Raw genomic sequence first — 21,892 nt, 5'->3', positions numbered from 1 at the left:
CCGCTGAAGATCAAGATCAAAAGATCGCAGCCTGCAGCAGCTCCTACGAGGGTTGTGTACACCCGATCAATTGCGGGGGCATTGCGTGCCCACGATCACTTTTAATCAAAGTGGTCTTTCAGGTATTCAGCCGCCTCATCCGATGCTTGCTTGAGGTGGGTTGTCATCAACGCAACGGCCGCCTCCACGTCTTTTGCCCGATACGCCGCGAGAATCGCACGATGCTCGTCCTGGCTATCAATCCCTGCGGAGCGCAGCTGCATGTAGATATGCGTATAGCGCTGCGCAATGGTGTGCGCACGGATGATCATGTTTTCCAGGTGCTTCATCTGCGCAGGTGCATAAAGCGCCGTATGCAGCGAGAGGTTCCATTGACTGCTGAGGAGCGGATCGTGGACTTTCTCGAACTCATCGATGATGCGTTCGACAGCATCGAGTTGCTCGGGAGTCGAGAGCGGTACCGAATGGCGAACGGCCAGCGGCTCTAAAACCGCTCGCAACTCAAAACACTCATTCATTTCATTCAGGGATGGCGGTGTCACCATGAAGCCCCGATTCGGCAAAAACTGCACCAGGCCCTGGCCTTCAAGCTCGCGCAACGCTTCGCGAACCGGCACCTTGCTGGTGTTGAGTTCGGTAGCGATCAGGTCCTGACGAAGCGGCTCGCTGCCGGAAAGCGCGCCAGTGACAATGGCTTCCCTGATGACGGCAGCCACAAACTGGGGCGCGGACACACGCGCCAACGGGATCAGGCCTGCAATGTATTTCAGTGGTGAATGGTTAGACATATGACACTAAGTGGCCAGGAAGCGGTTTAAAGGCGTGTCTGGGTTTGGCAGAGACGAGCATTATCTGCAACCGTATACGATTAAACGAAAACCAACAAGGACGACAGGCCCTGCTCCCTTCCCCGTAGCAGCTGCCGAAGGCTGCGTTCGAGTGCGTAGCGCTCGCAAGATGGCAAATTTCGTTCTTTCAGGAAAGACCGCATATCGCCTGTTTACGACGCTTCGCGGTCGAACGCAGGCTTCGCCAGCTGCTACGGATTGTCCTCATTCGTCGCATTTTCATTGTCGATCGGAAAATAATCGTATACTTTCTACAGTAGGAAGAGGAATTAACAACAGATCAGGTCCTCGCACCCTCTTGCGCTATCTGCAACCACATCAGGACAACCACCGTGATCAATATAAAAAATGTTTCCAAGTGGTACGGCAATTTTCAGGTGCTGAGCGACTGCACTACCGCTATACAAAAGAGCGAGGTAGTCGTGGTGTGCGGCCCTTCCGGCTCTGGCAAGTCGACGTTGATCAAGACAGTGAATGCGCTTGAACCCTTCCAGAAAGGCGAGATTGTCGTCGACGGCATCAGCCTCTCGGACCCGAAAACCAACCTGCCGAAGCTACGCAGTCGGGTCGGCATGGTGTTTCAGCACTTCGAGTTGTTTCCGCACCTGTCCGTGACGCAAAACCTGACGCTGGCCCAGATGAAGGTGCTGGGCCGTGGCCAGGACGAAGCGCTCGAACGGGGCCTGAAGATGCTCGACCGCGTCGGCCTGAGCGCCCACAAGGACAAGTTTCCGGGGCAACTCTCCGGTGGCCAGCAGCAGCGTGTGGCGATTGCTCGGGCATTATCGATGGACCCGATCGTGATGCTGTTTGACGAACCCACCTCGGCGCTGGACCCGGAAATGGTCGGAGAGGTTCTGGACGTCATGATAAAGCTGGCGAACGAGGGCATGACCATGATGTGCGTCACCCACGAAATGGGCTTTGCCAGGAAGGTCAGTGACCGGGTGATTTTCATGGACCAGGGAAAAATCATTGAAGATTGTAAAAAGGAAGAGTTCTTCGGCACCCCCGAAGCACGCTCCCCCCGCGCCAAGGACTTCCTCTCCAAGATCCTGCAACATTGATTCGGCGAGTGTAATATCGCCAAGATCGCAGCCTGCGGCAGCTCCTACGCCGCGCCGATCCACCCTTGTAATAACGGGTGTGCGCAAAACGTGTAGGAGCTGCCGCAGGCTGCGATCTTTTGGGGGGTATCCAGTGCTAACGGACTGGCATCAGGGCTGTCCCCGGGCTTACGTTTTTCGGGATATCCGGGAGGGTGCCATGGCAGCTGTTACCGATACGCTGAAGCTGTTTCTTTCCGGCGACGTCATGACCGCCCGCGGCATCGACGCAGTACTGCCGCATCCCGTTGATCCGCGGCTTTACGAATCTTACGTCAAGCATGCCGGCGATTACGTCCGGCTGGCAGAACGAGTCAATGGCTCGATCCCCCGCCCGGTCGATTTCACCTATGTCTGGGGCGATGCGCTGGATGAGTTCGAACTTCGCCAGCCCCACGCACGCATCATCAATCTGGAAACCGCGGTGTCCCGCCGCGGACGACCGGAGCCCAAGGGCATCAATTACCGCATGAGCCCGGAGAACTTCCCGGCCATCAGCGCAGCCGGCATCGACTGCTGCGTGCTGGCCAACAACCACGTGCTGGACTGGGGGCCAGCCGGCCTGGCCGATACGCTGGATACCCTGGCGAGCAACGGTATGTGCAGCGCCGGCGCCGGGCACAACCGGCAATCTGCCGAAGCGCCCGCCGTGCTGCCGCAACCTGGCGGGCGGCGCTTGCTGGTGTTTGGCCTTGGCGCACCCGACAGCGGCATTGCGCCGGACTGGGCCGCCACGGACAGTCGCGCGGGCGTCGCACGGCTGGAGGATCTGTCGATGCAAAGCCTGCGCCCGGTGGCCAAACGGATTCTCGATAGCAAAAATCCAGGGGATCTGGTGGTCGCCTCCATTCACTGGGGCGGCAACTGGGGGTTCGATATCCCGCTTGAGCAGGTCCGGTTCGCCCATGCCTTGATCGACGAGGCCGGAGTTGACCTGGTGCACGGGCATTCCTCGCACCACGTCAAGGGCATCGAGGTGTACCGCGAACGCCTGATTCTCTATGGCTGCGGCGATCTCCTGAACGATTACGAAGGCATCGAGGGCCACGCAGCCTTTCGCGGCGACCTGGGACTTCTGTACTTTGCCTCGCTGGACCCGGACGGGCACCTGCAGTCGCTGGACCTGATACCCACCCGCCTGCGTCGCTTTCGCCTCTGTCGCGCCGAAGGCGATGACCGTCAATGGCTGCACGACACCCTTTCTCGCGAGTGCGCACGCTTGGGCAGCAGCATCCGGCCGGGCGCGAAAAATGCCTTCGAGTTGTGTTGGTAGGAGCGTCTGGACACGACTGAAGTAACCGCGCCACAAACCCCCACCCTATACTTAGTAAATGATAGAGAGCGAACATTGGGCAGCCTGAATCGTGGGCAAATTGCTTTTTAATGTCTGGTGGTAATGAACTCACTTGTCGAGGCTTTTGACGCATCCGTTACGGATATGGAGTCAGTGAGGCTGCGTCGTAATTTATATCGAGCGATCATAACCTGTGCTGTGATTATACCTGCCAGCATAATCAGCCCTCCCGTTACTTGAAGGGTTGTCAGACGCTCGCCAAGTAGCAAAGATGCGAATGCGGCAGCAAAAAGAACTTCGAGCGTCGCCAATTGGCTCATCGTTGACGAAGGCAAGTAGCGCTGGGCGCAGACCCCCGTAAAATAGGCGACAACGGTAGACACAACGGCAAGCCAAGCGATCAATGCCCACAACGGTATCTCCGTGCTTCCAAGTTGAGCAGTTTCAACCATTGCATTACGCCAGGGGAATTCGCTTGGTGGTGCAAGGATGTTAAGCGCAATTGCGCCGATCGTCGCTCCCAACGCAGACAAGGCAATCGGATCACGAGTGAGAAGACCCCGCTCAGTGAGCAAAAAGCGTGCGGCCAGCGCGACTGCCGTTCCCACACCCGCGATGACGCCAATCACATCGAAGCTGAATGCTGCCCACACCTCACCCACTAAAGCCAAACCCAGGAGTACCGCGACGCACCCTAACCAAATCGCGGGAGGAAGCGGTGCCCTGCGCACTAGCCTAATCCAAAGCACAATCATTACCGGTGCTAAATACTCAAGCAGCAGAGCGATGCCAACCGGTAGCCTCGATACAGCGACCGTGTACAAACTTTGGTTCATGCAGAAGGCAAGCACGCCAAAGCCAACAATCAGTGGCCACTCCGACACTTTCACTAGCAAGTGCCTGGGATTTCTAGACAAAGCCACCAGCAACATGATGAGTGCGGCAAGGGTCATGCGCGCCTGCGTGATCTGCAATGCAGAGAGTCCGGCCATGGCTAAGGCCTTGGTCACAGGCCCCGCGCTTCCAAAGCAAACGGCTGAAATGACGGCCAACACAAACCCGATCAGTATTGGACGTTTAAACGGATAATCAGCCATTTAGCACATCACCTCAGCCCAAGCCTCACGGCCCGTAAGGCGCCCTTCGATGGCGAGATCAAACATCGCTCGAAGCTCGACGAAAACCGTATTTGCCTTATCGAGAACTTGACCATCGAGGGTGCCGACACTGACCCACTCAACGGCTGTACCAGCAAGCATGATCTCGGATGCCGATCGCAGCTCGGCGGGCGCAATAGGCCGATCTATAACATTTATCCCAATGTCCTGGGCCATAGAAATAATCGAGTCACGGGTTATGCCCGGGAGGATGCCTTCGGAGAGCGGCGGGGTCACTAGCTCACCGTCCATTACCATAAAAACATTCGCCGCTGATGCCTCAGCAACTCGTCCGGCAGCGTTCAACATAATGGCTTCCTGATCTCCACCGCGAATAGCATCAAGGCGAGCAAGCGAGGCATTGATGTAACCACCGGTCGATTTGACACTCGGGGGAAGCGCGTTCGGGCTCGAACGTGTCCAGCCACTGGTTCTGATGCGAATACGCTCACTGGAACTTCCAAGATAGGAGTTCCATGCCCAACAACCAATCGCCACTCGGACATCTTCCAGTTGAGCAGCAACGGACATCGCCCCCTCTCGAAGAAAAACAATTGGCCGGATATAGCCAGCCGCCAATCCGCTACGAGACACCACCTGTTTGCATGCGTCGACAAGCTCAGCGTCAGTAAAAGGAATATTCATCCCTAGGGCTTTTGCCGACCGCCGTAAGCGCTCAAGGTGCGTAGTCAGGCGAAACGCCGCAGGACCTTTCTGTGTTGCATAGAATCGAATGCCCTCATATACCCCCCAGCCGTAATGGAGGCTCGGCGTCATTATGTGAACATGGGCAGCGTTGGCTTCTACAACGGTGCCGTCAATCCAGACTGGAAAAGCCGTCGCGTTCATACCCGCTCCTTTAAAATTGTATAGGTTAAAGAGTCCAACTCCAGACCACCGAGTAGCTGCCGTGCTTTATGAACACGTTGAGCATCTCCCGGAATAAGGACCGGGTGATCAGGATCAAAAGGCGGGCTGTTTCGAACAGCCATCACAAGTGACTCACAAGCGGCGGAGGCCGCCTGCGCCCCACCAAATACGTCTGGGTTGATCGCCAGGAAGAAATGACAAACACCACGACTTTTGCCGTCCGTACTTACGTTCATGTGTTCCATCTCCCAGTCTAGCGGGCCGCCCATCAGGATCGACGTAAGAAGCGTCACGCTCATTGCGAGTCCTTGGCCCTTGTAACCACCCAGTGGACACAAGGCATGCATTGCACTCGCGTCGGCAATGGAGCGTCCGGCTTCATCAACCGCCCAGCCTGACTCAAGGGCTGTGCCGGTACGCGTACGTTCTTTTATCTCTGAGTAGCAGACCTGACTCGTTGCCATGTCCAGGCAAAAGTCATCGCCGAATGCGACAGAAATCGGATTAGTGCCAAACAGAGGCTCTCGCCCCCCAAAGCATGCAACTCTCGCTGCCGCTGAAGTTGTGGATAGCCCTATAAAGCCGGCTTTGGCGATGTTTCGGCAGTAGACGCCAGCCGCACCAAAATGGTTGGAATTTCTGACGCCAACCGCTGCGATCCCAAAATCATGCGCTCGCTCGACAGCCAATCTGGACGCACGCAGTCCTGCGGATACACCTAATGCCCCATCCGCGTCCATGAAAACGACAGGGCCAGTGTCGTTGATGATCGAGTATTCGGGAGATGTTTTGGATACCCCGCGATTGAGTTCGTCCAGATAAGTTGCCAGAAGTCGCAGTCCATGCGTTTCAACTCCCAATAACGAAGTTTCAAGCAGAACCTCAGTAATGGCCTCGGCCTCAGCAGAAGGAACACCATGATCAGTCAATGCAAGTGTCGAAGCTTTTCTAGTCCACTCGACACTGACAAAATGTTTTTTATCCATGCTCAACACCCTTTTTTGAAAAAGACTTCATCGGTACAACCCAGAGGAGAAAGCTCATCCCACCATTGGGCATTCGGATCGTATTTAGCAAAAAAAGGCTTTCCGACAAGTTCTGAATTACGCGCCTGGAGAAAGCGAAGTGCCAAAGCCTTCCTCTGTGGAAGATGGGCCACTCCGTCAACGACCACTTTCCCTGGCGTAGCGGACATAACGGGGCCCCTTGCTGTCCGAGCAAGACCAGAAACTTGGCGTATTGCCTGAGTATAAATTTCATGGGCGCGTACAAGCGGAAGCCCAAAGTAATGATGTGCGCCAGTGTCTCGCTCTACAAACATGTAGTAAGGATGAATGCCAGCGTTGACTTGCTCGCGCCACATACTCGACCAGACTTCTGAACTGTCATTGACATGCCTTACCACCGGCGCTTGCGAGCGCAACTGAGCGCCGGTCGATTGAAGGCGCCGAATTGCCATTCGGGTTATATCGGGTTCCATTTCTCGCGGATGTGAGAAGTGGAGCATATAGGCAAGATGCTTTCCACTCAGGACGACCTCCTCGCAAAGACGTAATAATTCATCAGCGTCTGCCCCCATCGCCACCCGTGCCGGATGAAAGGACAGCGCCTTCGTACCAATTCTTATAGTTCGTATATGACTAAGCTCCGGCACCAACAGCGCCTTAACGTAGGCCGCGAGCTTTTCGGTTCTCATCACCAGCGGATCGCCACCTGTTAACAGCACATCGCTAACCGTCGGATGAATTTTCAGGTAAGAGACCATGGATTCTGGTGAGTCGACTGCAATTTTCAGATCCGTGTCGCCGACGAACTGGGCCCAGCGAAAGCAATAAGAACAATACGAATGGCACGTCTGCCCCTGCTTTGGAAATACAAGCACCGTTTCTGCATACTTATGCTGTAGGCCGCTTTGCGCCTCCGGCACATTCATATCAAGCTGCCCTCCAGGGTGTGGATTTAGACGGCCACGAATATCTGCAACTGCTTGTTTTAAGCGATCCGGATCGTTAATAGTTCTTCCTACAAGTGAAAAGTCTGAAGGCAGAAGCATGTCCCGATGCGGGAAGAGCAATCGATACATGGGATCGTTTGGCACATTGGACCAGTCAATTAGATGATCTATAACGTGCCCGCTGATTTTGAAGGGCAACACGCGACTGACCACATCAACATCGTAGGCCAAATCGCGATCATGAGTTCTATCAAGTACCAACTTGCTTAGCCTGTTCCCTATAGTTGTATTAACCGGCACTTCCTTGACCGCAAGCATGTCCATATCAGGATATCCAGTAACGAATGAGGTGACGTTTCTTATCTGTATATTCTGCACGCGCATGCAGCATGCGTTGATTATCCCAAATCAATAACCCGTCATCGGGGATTAGTATCGAGGAGCATTGCTGGTCAAATAACCGAGTAATTTTATGGGCCAGCGCGATTCCCGCCACCCCCAGAGGAAGTTTATCTTCGCCTACCTTCTTATTCATTACTGGATCGTATTCACCGCTCACCAGGAGGTTGTAACTGAACCTCAGTACCCTGAGGCCATTTATAAAGCTCAGCATTGGAGTTTCAATCCCTCTTTCTGGCCCAGGAAAATAAATAGATTCGGACTCCATAAGCGTGAGTTCGTCAGTATCGAGTTCAGCAATAACATCTTCGCAGTCCAGAAGATTCGTATAGCCTCCACCGCAACGCGCCTGCTGCTTGCAATAGAGGGCTAGAAATCTCGGACTAGGGCTCCAGCCCGGAGCTTCAGTATGGGCACGTATCGCATTAATGCTCTGTGAATACGCCTTATCGTCGAAGCCTGGCTTGTAAGTAACGTCGTGTTCTACAGCACCGTTGTACTGTTTGATGAAACCACCCAGTGACTGCATAAGCGAGATCGCATTGCTCTGCCCACCAAGCCCCACGACTAAAGAATATCCGGAGTCATCTAACCGTCGCATTACGTCTTCGTGACGACCATCCCTTATCGGATTCAATCCAGAAAGCTCAGAAATATCCATTTAATGGCCTCATTGGCTATTTAGTTTATTAATTCAAACTTTATAGGCACCTATTCCTGCTCTTATCCTGACTGCCCCTGGCTGCCTTTAGATATCAATCTAACCGGTCCCGATCAGGACACTAGCGAACTCACTGAGGCTTAACGTTCGGAGCCTACTAGAAGCGCGACGAAGTATTCTGTCACCATGGGCGGTGACACTACAAACTTAGTTCGAACCGAGATAAATCGTCAAGCGCCAAAAAAAAATCAGAAATTACTTACGGAAACTTCAAATATCGCCCTAAGACATGGCAACACTCATCCTAGAAATCTGTAAGCCTATTCCCACAACTCAACCAATTACTCCTCATCACTTACTAATTGCAGTACATCTTCTGCGAAGTTCAACGTCATTATTCAGCTAATCCATAAGCAACATTTAAACGTTATCTATCCCCCCCCCTCAAACAGGACATGACGCAACGGGGAATTAGGTCATGGCGTTCTCCATCGCCGCAGGCTTGTCAAGGCGATTCTGGTGATGGCGATGACGCCGTTCATGGCACCTATTATCGGTCTCAATAATCCACGTAGCGGAGTGAGGAGCCGTGAACAGCGTGACCTTGCAATGCGCGCATAATCGTGCGACTGCGTGCGGATATGACCGATCCCCAGCGGCAACCCAGGCTGGGTACGCTCAAGGGCTTGCACCTGGTTTTTTCATCACAGCAGAGAACCAGCGCCTTGTCCGGCGGGTCCAGGTAAAGTCCGATGACGTTCGTTGATACTCGAGACATCGGCTCAATAAGCAAGAAGCCGGGGGGATGTTTCCATCCCCCCGGCTTATTAATACGATGACCTACGTAGAACCACTTCTAAACCTCTACTCAGCTGTCCTTCATATGCAACTGATAAAGCTCATTGGCAAGGGCGATATCCTCCAGACCCAATCCGATCGAGCGGAAGAAGGTGTGACGTTCGGGATCGGGCAGTCGGGCGACTCCCGTCAGAAGCTCCGGCAGATCGCCGCAAATGCTCTCGGGTAGCCAGCCATGCCGGTCTTTTGCCAGACGCATTTCCCCTGCACTGTCGGGCGTCGTCGCCCGGTAGTCGCAATAGACACTCATGCTCGGCAGGGACTCGGGCGGTACTTCATGGGCCAGTGGTGCATTGGTACAAATGGAAGTGATCAGTGCGGGCTTTTTGAGCACGGCAGGATCAAGCACCGTTCGACCGGCCGAGGTGCACAGCATGATGACATCCGCATCGTCGACGGCACTGGCGAGTTCGGTATGAATGCTGACGCGCGGATCGAGATCGCGCAGGGCCTGCTGCCCGGACTCTGGCAGAGAGCCAATATTGGGTGAGTACAACCGGATATCCCCCCACTCGCGCAGCGACAAGACATGCCGGACATGCGCTTGTCCCAACCGCCCTGTTCCCACCACGGCCAGCTTGCTGACATGCGCGGGCGCCAACAAGTCTATGGCGAGCGCTGTCGTTCCCGCGGTTCGCTCAGCCGTCAGTTGACCCGAATCACAGAGCAGGCGCGGTTGACCGTCATCCATCGACATCATCAGCGTCCAGGCCGTCACCAAAGCCCTCTCAGGGCGCGGAATATAGGGCGAGAGCTTGGCGCCAAACACTCGCTCCTCGGCCAGCGTTCCAAGGTAGCTGATAAAGTTGCCCTGGCCGTTGGGAAACGGATTGCGCAGTTGTGGCGGCTGCACCGCCTTTTCCTGTCCCAATGCCAGGAACATACGACGCAACGCGGACAGCACATCAATCTGACCGATCAGTTTGGCCACTTGAACCGAATCAAGTACGGCAATGTCATTTTTCATCGGTAAATTCCTTAATAGAGCATCTGACAGAAAAGCTGAAACGTCGAAACGACTCAATCCGAGTGCAGGGGACTAAATATTAAAGCAACGAATCGAATGGCTTATAGCGACCAGGAGAGGGGTTATTCTTTTACCAAGTATTGATTCTGCGACCCACTACAACCGAGTTCTAACTATGCGCGACTACATCAATTTCGATATCAAACGGAAACAGCCAGGGTTTGACTGCAACGAATGACCGGACCGGTGGATTCTCGGGGAAATACTTGCGATACACGCTATTCACCTCATCCATCATCGCTGGATCCGTGACATAGATCGTTGTTTTAACGACGTTATCAAGACATGACCCGACCGACTCAAGAACAACTTTCATGACGCGCAGTACCGCGTGAGTCTGCTCGACGATCGTGCCTCTGACAATATTGCCTGTCAGCGGGTCCATTGGTGGCAGGCCACAGGTATAAAGCATCGAACCCGAGCGAATCAGCAGCGATGTCGGTGTATTCAAACGTCTGAGCGCGTCAGATAAAAACGGTACTTCTATGATTTCTTTCATGGAGGCGTCCATTATTGATACAGGCGGGTTCTACGCTCACGTTCAATCGACGCGACGTAGTGTTGGATATACATGCAGATAACAAAGTAGATGACCCCGACGAACAGGTAGAGCTCCTTATAGAACCCTTGCCAGTTCTCGTCATAAAGGCTTGATCTTGCCGATCCAAGCAAATCGAAAAGGCCGATGATCATCAACAGCGAACTGTTTTTGACGAACGCAATGGCGATGTTGGCAATCGGTTGCAGGGAATTGGCGATGACTTGCGGCAAAATGACATAGGCGTGACTGCCCCAATAGCCGAACCCCAGGCTTGCCGACGCCTGGCGCTGACCGACTGAAAGTGCTTGCAGGGCACCGCGCAACGCTTCGGAAAAGTAAGCGGCGGTAAATAACGAGAGACCGATGCCCGCCCGAAAAAGCTTGTCGAAAATCAGTTCGTCCGGCAGCAGCAACGGAATGATCGCAAAGGTCATGAAGACAATAGTGATCGCCGGAACACTGCGAATGATATCCACGTAAAGCCGGCACGGAACAGCGACAAGCGGCATCTGCGAGCGACAACCGAGCGCCAGCAATACACCCAATGGGAACGCACACATCAGACCGGCAATGCTGATCAGTATGGTGATAGGCAATCCACCCCAGCGCGCACGATCCACGGATTCAAGACCAAACAGTCCGCCACTCATTAACAAGTAACCGATCAGTGCTACCAGTATCCACAACACAATGGAGGTTTTGTGATGGCGGACCCGAATCAGACACCAGAGCGCAACCGCCACAATCATTGCAATGAAGGTGATCGGACGCCAAAGCGACTCGGGAGGATAGGCCCCGAACAGGATTAGATTGAGTTTGGTACCGATAAACGCCCAGCAGGCGCCTCCGTTCTGGTGGCACAACGCAGCATCGCCGACAAAGGTTGCATCGAGCAACAACCACTTGAAGATACTTGGGCCAACCGCAACGACGCCCCAGAAAAACAATGCGCCGAGCAGAATCCTGCTGGGCAGACCTAAACCCAGGCCTTTCAGGCGCTGGATGATCGTCAAGGGTGCGACATTCGATACGTGGGCACCATTATTCAAACTACCAGACATAATGTTTCTCCCAAATACCGATTAGCCGTGTGGTAATGATGTTTACCGTGACGTAGACCAGCATGAAGATGCTGATCAATTCGATAGCCTGCCCCGTCTGATTCATGGCGGTATTTCCCGCCGAGACCAATTCCGGGTATCCAACCGCAACACCGAGCGAGCTGTTTTTCATCAGGTTCAGCAACTCACTGACCACCGCCGGCATGGCGATCCGGAAGGCTTGTGGCATCACGATGTAACGCAGCACGCCAAAGTGCGTCAGACCCAGCGCATAACCTGCTGCAACCTGTCCCTGGGCAATGGACTGCACGGCTCCACGGATCGCTTCTGCTATATAAGTGCCCGTATACACAGAGAGCCCGATGAACATACTCATGAACTCTGGCGAAAAGTGCCCGCCGCCGCCGATTGAAAATTTGCTGGCTGTCGGCCATTCAAAGGTCATCTGCCCGGACCACAGGGCATAGGCGGTGGCCACAACTGCAATCAGGCTCAGGATTATCTGCAACGCTCCGGGATTTTTCAGTGCGCCGCCACCGGTCTTCACGCTTCTCAGGATAAACGCCACGAGGGTGCAAAATATCGCGACGATCGCCGTTAATGCGAAGGGGTTCGGCCACGGAAAATTAACCCCGCGATTGCTGATGAACAGACCCGGTAGCGGCTCCAGCGCCTCCCGGACTACCGGTAAACCGTAAGTAAACACCGCGAACCAGAAGAACAACTGCAGCAGCAGCGGCGTATTGCGGATCGTCGAGACATACACTTTGGCAATTCGCCGGGCCAGGCCGAATTTGGACAACTGCGCCAGCGCCGCCAGCACCCCGAGCAACACGGAGAGCACAATGGCGCAGAGCGCGACTTTCAGCGTGTTCGAAAAACCCGCGAGCAACGCGTAGCCATATGACTTGTCACCGCTGTAGGCGATCAGGCTTTCGCTGAGGTCGAAGCCGGCGCGAGCCCACAGAAAGCCAAACCCGGTATTGATCCCTTTCTGTGTAAGGCGCTCGTGGATCACGTGCCCGAAGTACCAACACGCAAGTACGACAACCGTGAGCACTGCAAGCTGGACCAACACCGTGACTGCCCGGTGTTGGGGTTTAACCGCGCCATCTCTTGCCGACATGACCTTCACCTCTCGTTTCTGATTCGCCATCTATGCGGCGTTGAAGTCATTCACATCACGGATCAGAAAAGCGGAGCGTAGAGCAGACCACCGTCCGACCACAGCGCATTCTGGCCACGCTTCATCTGCAGGGGGGTGTTGGCGCCAACATTGCGCTCGAAGATTTCCTTGTAGTTGCCTACAGCGGAAACGACATTGACGACCCAGTCTTCCTTGAGGCCCAGACTCGCCCCCACGCCTGGGGTTACACCCAGAAGGCGGCGGATGTCTTCGTTGTTGCTGGTGAGCATTTGTTTAACGTTGTCTTTGGTAATGCCCAGTTCTTCTGCGGTAAAGGTTGCAAAGACTGTCCACTTGACGATGTCTGCAAAGTGCTTGTCATCACCACGGACAACGGGGCCCAGTGGCGATTTCGCGATCACATCAGGAAGGATGACGTAGTTTTCAGGGTGGCCCGAGTTGAGCCGGATAACCGCCAGCTGTGACATGTCGCTGGTGATCACATCGCAGCGGCTGGCGAAAAAGGCCGAGAAGAATTCAGTCCCGCTTTCGATCACCACTGGCTTGAACGAGATCTTCAGCTTGTCGAAGAAGTTGCGAACCACATATTCGCTGGTCGTGCCCTGCTGGATGCAGACCGTAGCGCCATCCAGCTCTGAGGCTTTGGTGACGTCCAGTTTCTTGTTAACCAGAAAGCCTTGCCCGTCGAAGAAGTCCACCACCGGAAATTGCAGGCCCATCGTGGTATCGCGCGTCAGGGTCCAGGTGCTGTTCCGGGAGAGGACATCGACTTCGCCATTCTGCAGCGCGGTGAAACGTGCCTGATCGGACAGCGGGACGAATTTGACCTTGGGCTTCTCGAGAATTGCCGCCGCAAAGGCCTTGCAGAAGTCCGCGTCGAAACCCTGCCAATCGCCAGCACTGTTGGGCGCACCAAAGCCGACCAAGCCAGGGTGCACGCCACAGACGAGCACGCCACGCTCACGAATCTTCGACAAGGTATCGGCCTGAACCGGCGCAGAAATGGCTGAAAATGCTAAAGAAAGCCCTAGGGCTGCCGCGGTAGATGCGAAAAGAACGCTTAGACGGGTCATCGACTTCTCCACTCGGTAGAAAGTATACGATTTGAAGTTATATGACTTTAAACCGGCCTGTCAAGCCAAAAGACGGGGCCCATGGTTAATTTGTTTTGAGCCTGGATCTGGCGCGATTTGCGTGATGAAGGCGTACGCGAACGGGAAGTCCCCGGTGGTGAAACCCGTCGCTTGCCAGAGATTGTCTTGGGTCGTTTCGATCAGAAACAAAGAAACCGCTCGATGCAGGGATTTGAAGCAAAAGCTCCAGATTCGAGCGGCGGGCTCAGGAAGTACTAGTCACCATGGTCACGAGAAAATACCAATATCGCATTGGCCGGAATGGTAATGGTTGCGGAGCAGGACATGTCGTTAAGCGGTTCTTCTGTCGCCGAAACCCTGCCTCCGTTGCCCGCGATGGCAGGGTTGATCCAGCTCTCGTAGGCATCGCTGTTGAAGATTTCCAACCAGGGGCCCGCGCCAGGCATAGGTACGCGGAAATTGCTCAACGTCTGCTCATTCAGGCTTGCGATGACTACTACGTCTCTGCCCACTCGTTCCAGCCACCTATGAAACACCAGGACGCGTTGGAAATTGTCCATCATCAGGACGTTAATCTGCTCGCCGCGAAGAGCCGGCTGCCTTCGCCTCAACCCTATGAGTTCCCTGGTGAAGCGATGGAAATCGCGCATGGTCCGGTCTGAATCCAGGCCACCCCAGAATATTAGGGTGTCCGGATGATTGACGGGATCATCAGCCCATTTTTTGTCCTCATAAAACTCCTGGCCCATGAAGATCATCGGGATACCCGGCAGGGTCAGAAGCAATCCGGTGGCGACGCGGGAACGGCTCGTCGCGTACCAGGTTCGCGTATTTCCACCGCCAGCAGCGAGCAACGGGATTCGCTCGGACCTGTCACGATAGACCTCATCGTGGCTTTCCACGCACTGCACTGCTCGCCACGCGTCGCGAAAGCCCGGCGCGCGAACTTGATCAACCACGCCCTGCCAGTCCAGCGGCGCGTCCCTTCCCGCTGCCGCTTGCTTGATAAGGCCACGAATCGCGAGTCGCAGGCCGTCATGCCAGCTTGCATCGAAGTCAGCGCCAGCGTGTTCACTGGGCCGTACAACCGCGGGCTCCGGCCCCCAATACTCCGCGATGTTGATGACAGCAGGATCGCGACTGCGGACTGTCTGGTTGAGATGCTGGCAGAACAGCCACCCGCTGCCGATATTCTCTTGGTCGATCACCGTCACCTGATCGTAGCGAAAGCCGTCGACATGGTATTCATCGGCAAAGAATGCCGCATTGTCGATCAGGAACTGTCTGACATCACTGTTCCACATCGCAAATACCGGCCCCGTGTGCTCGCGGTCGGAGAAGTAAAGGCTGTCGTTCGGGTTCATGCCGGCGGCGCGATCGAAGAAGTACAGGGACTCTGCCTGGCCGCGGATATCGCCGGACGCATGGTTGTATACCAGGTCAAAAATCACAGCGATGTTGTAGAGATGGCAGCAATCGATCAGGACTTTTAGCTGGTTGATACCGCTCTCAAGTATCTCTCGCGTCAGGGGAGACTTCCCCTTCTGAACAAGCAGGCGATTTGCGAGCGCCAGGTACGGATCCAGTTCTGCTGCGTCTACAAAGTAGTCCATTTCCGGCGAGAACAGATCCGATCCGTTATAGCCCATGCTGCGCGGCGTGCTGTACTCACCGATCGGTAGCGGTTCGATAGCGTTGATGCCTAAATCGGCCAGGTATTCGATCCGGGCAAGCACGTCGAGGAACGTTGCGACGCGGTCTGGCAACCCAGGGCCATACCAGGTACCTACATGTAGCTGATAGATGATGAGATCGCTGAACTCCGGCGTTCGCCAGTTCCAGTCCTGCCAAGGGAAGCTGACCGCTGAGCGGATGATGCAGGAAGGATTCGGCCATTCCGGTGTCAGCTCGCGAGCATAGGGATCGCGCTTGAAGCCCTCCGAGCCTTCACCCACGATATAGAACTTGTATTTATTTCCGTCAGTCGCGCCGAAGACAAAGCCCGTCCAGCGTCCATCAGGCTGGCGCATCAACTGCGTGGAGTCGTTCCTGACCCAACCGTTGAAGTCGCCACATACATGGACTTCCCGGGCGCGCGGAGCCCATACGCGAAACGTCGCTCCGCCCGCGGTCAGGTTCGCGCCCATCGGGGTAGTCGGGGTAATTTGATTCTGCGAAAGTGCCATGCATCACCTCCTCCAAACCTCCGTGGTAGACCCAACAGCGTGATGGTCGTGTCCCCATCGTTCACAAGCGAGTGCCATTGACCGCCTCTTGTAGCGATCCCATAGATGATTCAGTGGAGTATCAGCTGACCCGCGGCGCAGTGTTGCCCGCTGTCCAGCGGCTGCGCGATCCTGGAAGCCGGCTGCAAAAAGTCGAGCAAGGCCTGCTGGGTGTCATGCAAGGCCGCCTGGTGTTCCATATCGAGGAAGTGCCCGGCGTTCTTGATGGTATGGAACCGGGACTGAGGGGCATGATCGGCAAAAAGCCGGGCGTCTTCTACCGAGGTGTACTCATCCAGTTCGCCGTTGACGAATAGCAGCGGGATTTCGATGGCATCGGCACAGGCGACGTAACAGGTGTCCTGGGTCAGCACCTCATTGACGTGGAAATGCATCTGCAGGTATTCGTGCTCGGCCAGGCTGCTGACATGGCGCTGATTAAAGCGTTTGAACAGCGATGGCAGGTGCTTGCCGATCGTGCTGTTGATCAAGCGCCCGACATTGAGGCGATCGCAGGCCTGGAGAAAGCTCAGGCAGCTCTCCAGATAATCGCGCATCGGCGTATTGACCCGCGCCGCGAATGAATTGATCACCGCCTTTTCGATTCGTCGCGGCCGCTGAGCCAGCGCCAGCAAGGTAACCGCCCCACCCCAGGAAAAGGACAGCACATGGTCCACACAAAAGTGCTCGATCAGTTCCAGCAGTATCTGTGCCTCGTCTTCCTTGCGGATCGGTTGGCCTTGGGGGTTGTGCAGTCTCGACTGACCGGCGTAGGGCTGGTCGTAGAGAACCACATTGAATCGCGGCTGCAGGTAGCGCACCGTTTGGGCAAAGGATGCGGTGGTTGTCAGCGAGCCGTTGACCAGAATGATGGTTTTGTCGGCGGCGGCGTTGAGATAGTGCTCGGTATAAACCTTGTATTTCTTGCAAGTCTCGACGATGGCAGTTTTCGGCATCATGTCATTCTCTTCCCGGAACAAATTGGACTAAACGCACAGCGTGAGCAACTACCCACAGGGCCATATCGCAGAAAGCAGGACACGTGGACCTGACAATTCAGTGCCAGGCAAACACATTAATAACTTCAGGCGATTTTCATGCGTCAACACAGCCCCCTCGCCGGTTTAACCTGGCAACACATACAAGTAGCGACAGTGCGAGGGTGCCTGGATGGCCATCGTGACTGGCTAGTCACTAACTGACCATTGATTCAGAGTTAAGCAGGGATTCTCCTGTCTGCAAGAACGCGAACGAGTTGTTCCGTCTGATCACAAGCGCTGAAATGGCTCGGATCCCGGATCTTCGATGCCGATGCAGAGGCCTCGCCCGGGCTTGCATTTTTCGAGGTCATCACTCGTGGAACCGCGTTAAAGAGTGCAGACATTATTTTCCCCGAACGCAAAAAAGCCGCCCGAAGGCGGCAAAGGAGTTTGAGGTTCGGAACTGTCCCCCGTAGCAGCTGGCGAAGCCTGCGTTCGGCTGCGCAGCAGTCGTAAAATCAGGCACCGCGGTATTTCAGACAGACCGTGCAAGCAGGATTTGCGACTGCTTCGCAGCCGAACGCAGGCTTCGCCAGCTGCTACCGTTCGCGTACCGCCTTAACTGACTGGCATTGCCCGAAGGCGGCTTGATACTTGGGTGCTCGACCCTCGATTGCGGCCAGTATCAAGAAGGGTCGACTACCGCGTCATTGGACCTTCCTGGGTGTCAGCAGAATGGGCAAATGGGCTCATGGAACAGGCGACCGAGGTCGCCGAATCCAGACCTGCTTTTATTGTTTTATCGATGCCGCCGGCGAGCATGGCTTCTAGACCTGCGGCGGTAACGCCCCGATAGTTGATGAGTGTCTGCAAAAGTTCGTCGACGGAGTGTCCATTGCCGATCAGCTGGCTGGCATCCACTACCACAGCGCTCACTGCACGCTGGGCAATGGCGGGAGGCAAGCCTCTGCTCAAGGCATGCTCGAGCATGCTGCGAGCCAGCAGCGCCGGGTAAGCCGGCCCCGTTCCGACCAGCGCCGTCAGGTAGTTCAAATGACTTTCGCTGAAGACTTCATCGGCGCTGCCGAAGGTTTCGAACAGCCGCTGGGCGAAGGCTTTCTGCTCGTCGGTGACCGCCTGCGTGACCAACCAGGGCGTATAGGACTTGCCGATTTCTGCAGCGGCATTGGGCATGGCGCGTATCACCTGCCGACTGCCCGTACGCTGCGCAACATCGTCCAGGGTCACGCCGGCCATCAAGGAAATCACCAGCTTGTTTTCAGCGAAAATCTCCACGTCGGCAAATTGCTCCGGGCGTACCGATACGATGACCACATCACAACGCTCCACCAGCGCCTGGTTGTCGCGAGTGACTGTCACTTGCGGCCACTTTTCACTCGGTAACGGATGAGCTGCAGAACGGTTTGAAAGCACCAACGCGCCGGGCTTTACAAACGCCTTGTCGAGCATTGCCAAGGCTATCGAGCGGCCAAGCCATCCCGATCCACCGATGATGCCTATCGTGGGTTTACTGAGCATTTGAACCTGCCTTTGTCAGTCAGAAGTCGTGGTCAGTCAGGGGTAACTTTGGTTTGCTCGTTCATGGCTTGATCCTAGTGAGTCACCAGAAGCCTCGCAAGCAAAATGTACACCTATGTCAACCATATTGACACAGCTGTACATTTCGCCCTGACGTCATTTCAACTCAGGTCCCTGTAAACGAACCCATTGCCGAGGTGGAGAACACCTTGCAAAAAAAGGACGCTGAACGTCGGCGTCTGGCTATTGTTGCTGGGCGCCCTTGCCGGTACACGTGACTTATGGCGTACCTCTCGATACCCTTATCCGCCTCAGACTTGGCGACGCTTCAGACAAACCAACGGTCCAACTCAAACGAGCATGTAATGAAATCCCCTGCAGGTTTGCTGCTGTCTGGTATCGAGCTGGACCGTACCAGTTCCATTCCCCTATACCGCCAACTCTATCTGCAGATTCGCAAGCAGATTCTGACCGGAAGGATGCAAGGAGGGATCCGCCTGCCTTCGACCCGCACCTTGAGCAAAGAGTTGGAGTTGTCGCGGATTACCATCCTCAATGCCTTCGACCAGCTGATCGCTGAAGGTTTTCTGACATCGCGCACCGGGGCCGGTACCTATGTCGGCAATGAGTGGGAAAACCGTGGCGGCGCCGACAGTGACAGGCAGCCCCAACCTCCTCGCCTGTCAAACCTGAGCCAGTCCATGCTGTCCCTGCGCACTCACCATTTCCAAGGGATTTCCTACGCAGACTGGGATCCCGCGACCCCTACCTCCTTCCTGCCCAGCCACAGTACTTACGACGCTTTCCCCCACCACATCTGGAAGCGCCTGATGAACCGCCACTTGCATAAACCGACCAAGGCCATGCTCGGCTATGGCGAGCTGCAAGGGCTGATGGAGCTGCGCGAGGCTATTGCCGAATATGTCTTTGATGCCCGCGGCATCGACTGCGGCGCGGATCAGGTAGTGATCGTCTCCGGTGCCCAGCAGGCCTTCAACCTGCTGGGTATGCTGCTGCTCAATCCCGACGACCGTGTATGGATGGAAGATCCGGGACATATTGCTGCGCGCATCGCGCTCCAGGCACAGGGTGGTCAGGTGGTGCCTTTGCGCATAGACGAACAGGGGATCGACATACAGCAAGGTCTGGGCGAATGCCCCGACGCCCGCTTGGTGTTTACCACTCCGTCTCGCCAGCACCCCCTGGGGATCACCATGAGTTATGCGCGGCGACAGGAGCTTATCGATTGGGCCGCGCGCAACCAAAGCTGGATTATCGAGGACGACTGTGACAGTGAATTTCGCTACAGCGGTCGCCCACTGCCTGCGCTCTATGCCATGGACCAGTGGGCCCGGGTGATCTACGTCGGAACCTTCAGCAAAGTGCTTTACCCCTCTCTACGTCTGGGTTACGTGATTCTCCCGCAGGCCCTGATCGAACCTTTCTGCACCATTCGAGCCGTCATGGATCGCAGCCCGCCCACCCTCCTCCAGGCTGTTACCGCAGACTTCATGCGCGAAGGTCATTTTCTCGGCCACATCCGCCGCATGCGCGCGCTCTACCAGGCACGCCAGGAATGTCTGGTGGAAAAACTGCAACAGCGCCTCGGCAGCTTCTTCAACATCACGCCAGTAGAGGCCGGAATGCACCTGATCGCCTGGCTGCCACCCGAGCTCAATGACGACACCATCGCCAAGGAACTTGCCCGGCATAATATTCACACCTATGCCCTGAGCGACTATTGCCTGCAGCACTACCTGCCACCTGCACTGTTGATCGGTTTCGCCGGCACCCCGGAAGAAAAGGCCGAGGAAAAAGTCGAAGCACTGGTGCAGGCCCTGCGCAAAATGGGTCACAAGGTCTGAGGCCATCTGCGCAGACATAGACTCTGTGCACCGCATGGGCAGGCCCGTTCAAGCACGGTAAGTGGTCTTATCATTTAAATAATAATGGATCTATCGAGAGTTCCTGTCTGGCGCGATAAAGGCTGCGCCGGTAGACCCGGTGCCTGCACTAGGAATGACTCGAATGAATAATATCCAAAAACGCTTCCACGCCTTGCTCAGCCACAAGGCTGTCGGGGCTGAGACTCCTCCTGTACTGACAGAGCAACTGGCCAGCCAACTGCTCGACAGACTCGGGCAGCTGCGCTTGTTTGCCCATGGTTATCCCCTACTGACCAACCTCACCCATGGCCGCCTCACTCCAGCCGACATGCTGGATTTTGCCTACCGTAACGAGTTGCAAGGCTTGAGCCTGCATCTGCTCGACGGCGAAGAAAACAGCCTTGGCCAAATGACTCCCGAGCAGCTTCAGGCATTCGCCGACAAAGCCACTGGCCTGGGCCTGGACGTACACCTGGAGATCAGTAGCACACTGAAAAAAGATGTGGATCAAGTGATCGCCATTGCCAAGACCCTCGGCACCCGCAACATTCGCGTCTACTCACGCTACGAGGGGGCGCTGTCTCGGGTCATGGACATGATCGAGTCCGACCTGCATTACCTGGCGCAGCAAGCAGACGAGCACAACCTGTTCTTCGATTTTGAGCAACATGAGGAACTCAAAAGCGCCGAAATCGCCCAATTGCTAAGCCGGCTCAACCATCCGCGACTGCATGCGCTGTTCGACTTCGGCAACATGATCAATGCCTGCGAACAACCTCTGCAGGCGCTTCAGACCCTGGCCCCGCATATTCGTCAAGCCCATCTGAAAGGCGTGCGCATCGTTCCCGAACAAAACGGTTTCGGCCATTACGGCGTCCTGCAGGGCGGCGATGAAGACGACCTGCCCGGCGCCCGCATGCTGTTTGAGCTGTTGCTGCTCGGAGAGCGGACCCCGCAAGTGATCGCGTTCATCCTTGAGCAGGAAAATCACTACATCGCCCCTGCTTTCCGTCAAGCGGATGAAGCCGCTGACCCCTTCATTGCGTACCGGGAAATGAGCGAAACGGCGCTACCGCCAGGCTACTCGCTAGAGCGAATGATGGCTGAGGAACACCGCTGGGCGAATAACCAGATCACCTATGTGCGGGCACTGCTCGGTGAGTTCCGAACCTTGGCCGAGTTGACGCTGGCGAACCGCGCAACCGCCTGAACCTGACATGACCATCGGCAACATTTACCCAATTA

The 21,892-nt window shown here is 55.5% G+C and carries 18 protein-coding genes and 2 pseudogenes; 5 read left to right on the top strand and 15 right to left on the bottom strand.

Translation table 11 applies throughout. From position 1 onward, the window contains the following. Nucleotides 1-101 precede the first annotated feature (101 nt). Complete coding sequence (locus tag AC3IUA_RS12840) at nt 102-788, bottom strand: GntR family transcriptional regulator (RefSeq protein ID WP_489361388.1); 687 nt, start codon at nt 786-788, stop codon at nt 102-104. A 392-nt stretch (nt 789-1,180) separates the two neighbouring features. On the opposite strand from AC3IUA_RS12840, the gene AC3IUA_RS12835 reads away from it, so the two are divergent. Continuing rightward, nucleotides 1,181-1,915, top strand: a complete 735-nt coding sequence (locus AC3IUA_RS12835; RefSeq protein ID WP_489361386.1) for an amino acid ABC transporter ATP-binding protein — start codon at nt 1,181-1,183, stop codon at nt 1,913-1,915. A 199-nt stretch (nt 1,916-2,114) separates the two neighbouring features. Next, nucleotides 2,115-3,227: a CapA family protein gene (locus tag AC3IUA_RS12830; protein WP_489361384.1), complete on the top strand. Its 1,113-nt coding sequence runs from the start codon at nt 2,115-2,117 to the stop codon at nt 3,225-3,227. A 107-nt stretch (nt 3,228-3,334) separates the two neighbouring features. Here AC3IUA_RS12830 and AC3IUA_RS12825 read toward each other — a convergent pair whose 3' ends face one another. From AC3IUA_RS12825 to AC3IUA_RS12805, 5 genes are read right to left on the bottom strand one after another with little or no spacing between them, the layout of a single operon-like run. Next, entirely contained in the window at nt 3,335-4,345 is a 1,011-nt protein-coding gene (locus AC3IUA_RS12825) for an EamA family transporter (protein WP_489361382.1), read from the bottom strand. Continuing rightward, nucleotides 4,346-5,254, bottom strand: a complete 909-nt coding sequence (locus tag AC3IUA_RS12820) for a branched-chain amino acid transaminase (RefSeq protein WP_489361380.1) — start codon at nt 5,252-5,254, stop codon at nt 4,346-4,348. It abuts the gene before it with no gap. Continuing rightward, on the bottom strand, nt 5,251-6,261 hold the full coding sequence (locus AC3IUA_RS12815; RefSeq protein ID WP_489361377.1) for an Ldh family oxidoreductase: 1,011 nt from the start codon (nt 6,259-6,261) through the stop codon (nt 5,251-5,253). Before AC3IUA_RS12815 ends, AC3IUA_RS12820 begins: the two co-directional genes overlap by 4 nt. 2 nt (nt 6,262-6,263) lie before the next feature. After that, nucleotides 6,264-7,553, bottom strand: a complete 1,290-nt coding sequence (locus AC3IUA_RS12810; protein WP_489361375.1) for a KamA family radical SAM protein — start codon at nt 7,551-7,553, stop codon at nt 6,264-6,266. 1 nt (nt 7,554) lies between these two features. Then, nucleotides 7,555-8,289, bottom strand: a complete 735-nt coding sequence (locus AC3IUA_RS12805; RefSeq protein WP_489361373.1) for a Fe(II)-2OG oxygenase family protein — start codon at nt 8,287-8,289, stop codon at nt 7,555-7,557. A 475-nt stretch (nt 8,290-8,764) separates the two neighbouring features. On the opposite strand from AC3IUA_RS12805, the pseudogene AC3IUA_RS12800 reads away from it, so the two are divergent. After that, a pseudogene (locus AC3IUA_RS12800) lies at nt 8,765-8,871 on the top strand (malonate transporter subunit MadM); the annotation flags it as partial. 29 nt (nt 8,872-8,900) lie between these two features. Here the strand turns inward: AC3IUA_RS12800 and AC3IUA_RS12795 are convergent. The 9 genes and pseudogenes from AC3IUA_RS12795 to AC3IUA_RS12755 form a co-directional block, all read right to left on the bottom strand. Further along, nucleotides 8,901-9,049, bottom strand: a pseudogene (locus tag AC3IUA_RS12795) (IS630 family transposase); the annotation flags it as partial. Between the two features lie 108 nt (nt 9,050-9,157). Continuing rightward, on the bottom strand, nt 9,158-10,114 hold the full coding sequence (locus AC3IUA_RS12790) for an ornithine cyclodeaminase family protein (protein WP_489361372.1): 957 nt from the start codon (nt 10,112-10,114) through the stop codon (nt 9,158-9,160). Between the two features lie 169 nt (nt 10,115-10,283). Beyond that, nucleotides 10,284-10,673, bottom strand: coding sequence for a RidA family protein (locus AC3IUA_RS12785; RefSeq protein WP_489361371.1), 390 nt, complete (start codon nt 10,671-10,673; stop codon nt 10,284-10,286). A gap of 11 nt (nt 10,674-10,684) precedes the next feature. Then, nucleotides 10,685-11,662 (bottom strand): amino acid ABC transporter permease, encoded by a 978-nt coding sequence (locus AC3IUA_RS12780; protein ID WP_489361369.1) that lies wholly within the window; start codon nt 11,660-11,662, stop codon nt 10,685-10,687. A 103-nt stretch (nt 11,663-11,765) separates the two neighbouring features. Next, nucleotides 11,766-12,902: an amino acid ABC transporter permease gene (locus tag AC3IUA_RS12775; protein WP_489361368.1), complete on the bottom strand. Its 1,137-nt coding sequence runs from the start codon at nt 12,900-12,902 to the stop codon at nt 11,766-11,768. A 62-nt stretch (nt 12,903-12,964) separates the two neighbouring features. Beyond that, nucleotides 12,965-13,996 (bottom strand): amino acid ABC transporter substrate-binding protein, encoded by a 1,032-nt coding sequence (locus AC3IUA_RS12770; protein WP_489361366.1) that lies wholly within the window; start codon nt 13,994-13,996, stop codon nt 12,965-12,967. Between the two features lie 275 nt (nt 13,997-14,271). Next, a complete protein-coding gene (locus AC3IUA_RS12765) occupies nt 14,272-16,203 on the bottom strand; it encodes an alpha amylase C-terminal domain-containing protein (protein WP_489361364.1) in 1,932 nt (643 codons plus the stop codon). Nucleotides 16,204-16,313: 110 nt separating this feature from the next. Next, entirely contained in the window at nt 16,314-17,201 is an 888-nt protein-coding gene (locus AC3IUA_RS12760) for an alpha/beta fold hydrolase (protein WP_489361362.1), read from the bottom strand. Between the two features lie 720 nt (nt 17,202-17,921). Continuing rightward, nucleotides 17,922-18,761: a pyrroline-5-carboxylate reductase family protein gene (locus AC3IUA_RS12755; protein WP_489361360.1), complete on the bottom strand. Its 840-nt coding sequence runs from the start codon at nt 18,759-18,761 to the stop codon at nt 17,922-17,924. A gap of 365 nt (nt 18,762-19,126) precedes the next feature. On the opposite strand from AC3IUA_RS12755, the gene pdxR reads away from it, so the two are divergent. Continuing rightward, a complete protein-coding gene (gene pdxR, locus AC3IUA_RS12750; protein WP_489361358.1) occupies nt 19,127-20,626 on the top strand; it encodes a MocR-like pyridoxine biosynthesis transcription factor PdxR in 1,500 nt (499 codons plus the stop codon). A gap of 163 nt (nt 20,627-20,789) precedes the next feature. Further along, complete coding sequence (locus AC3IUA_RS12745) at nt 20,790-21,857, top strand: sugar phosphate isomerase/epimerase family protein (protein WP_489361356.1); 1,068 nt, start codon at nt 20,790-20,792, stop codon at nt 21,855-21,857. The last annotated feature ends 35 nt before the right edge of the window (nt 21,858-21,892 follow it).

The organism is Pseudomonas sp. KH_050, from assembly GCF_057838875.1.
The sequence above is the reverse complement of the archived record's forward strand: the minus strand, read 5'-3'. Positions and strand labels throughout refer to the sequence as shown.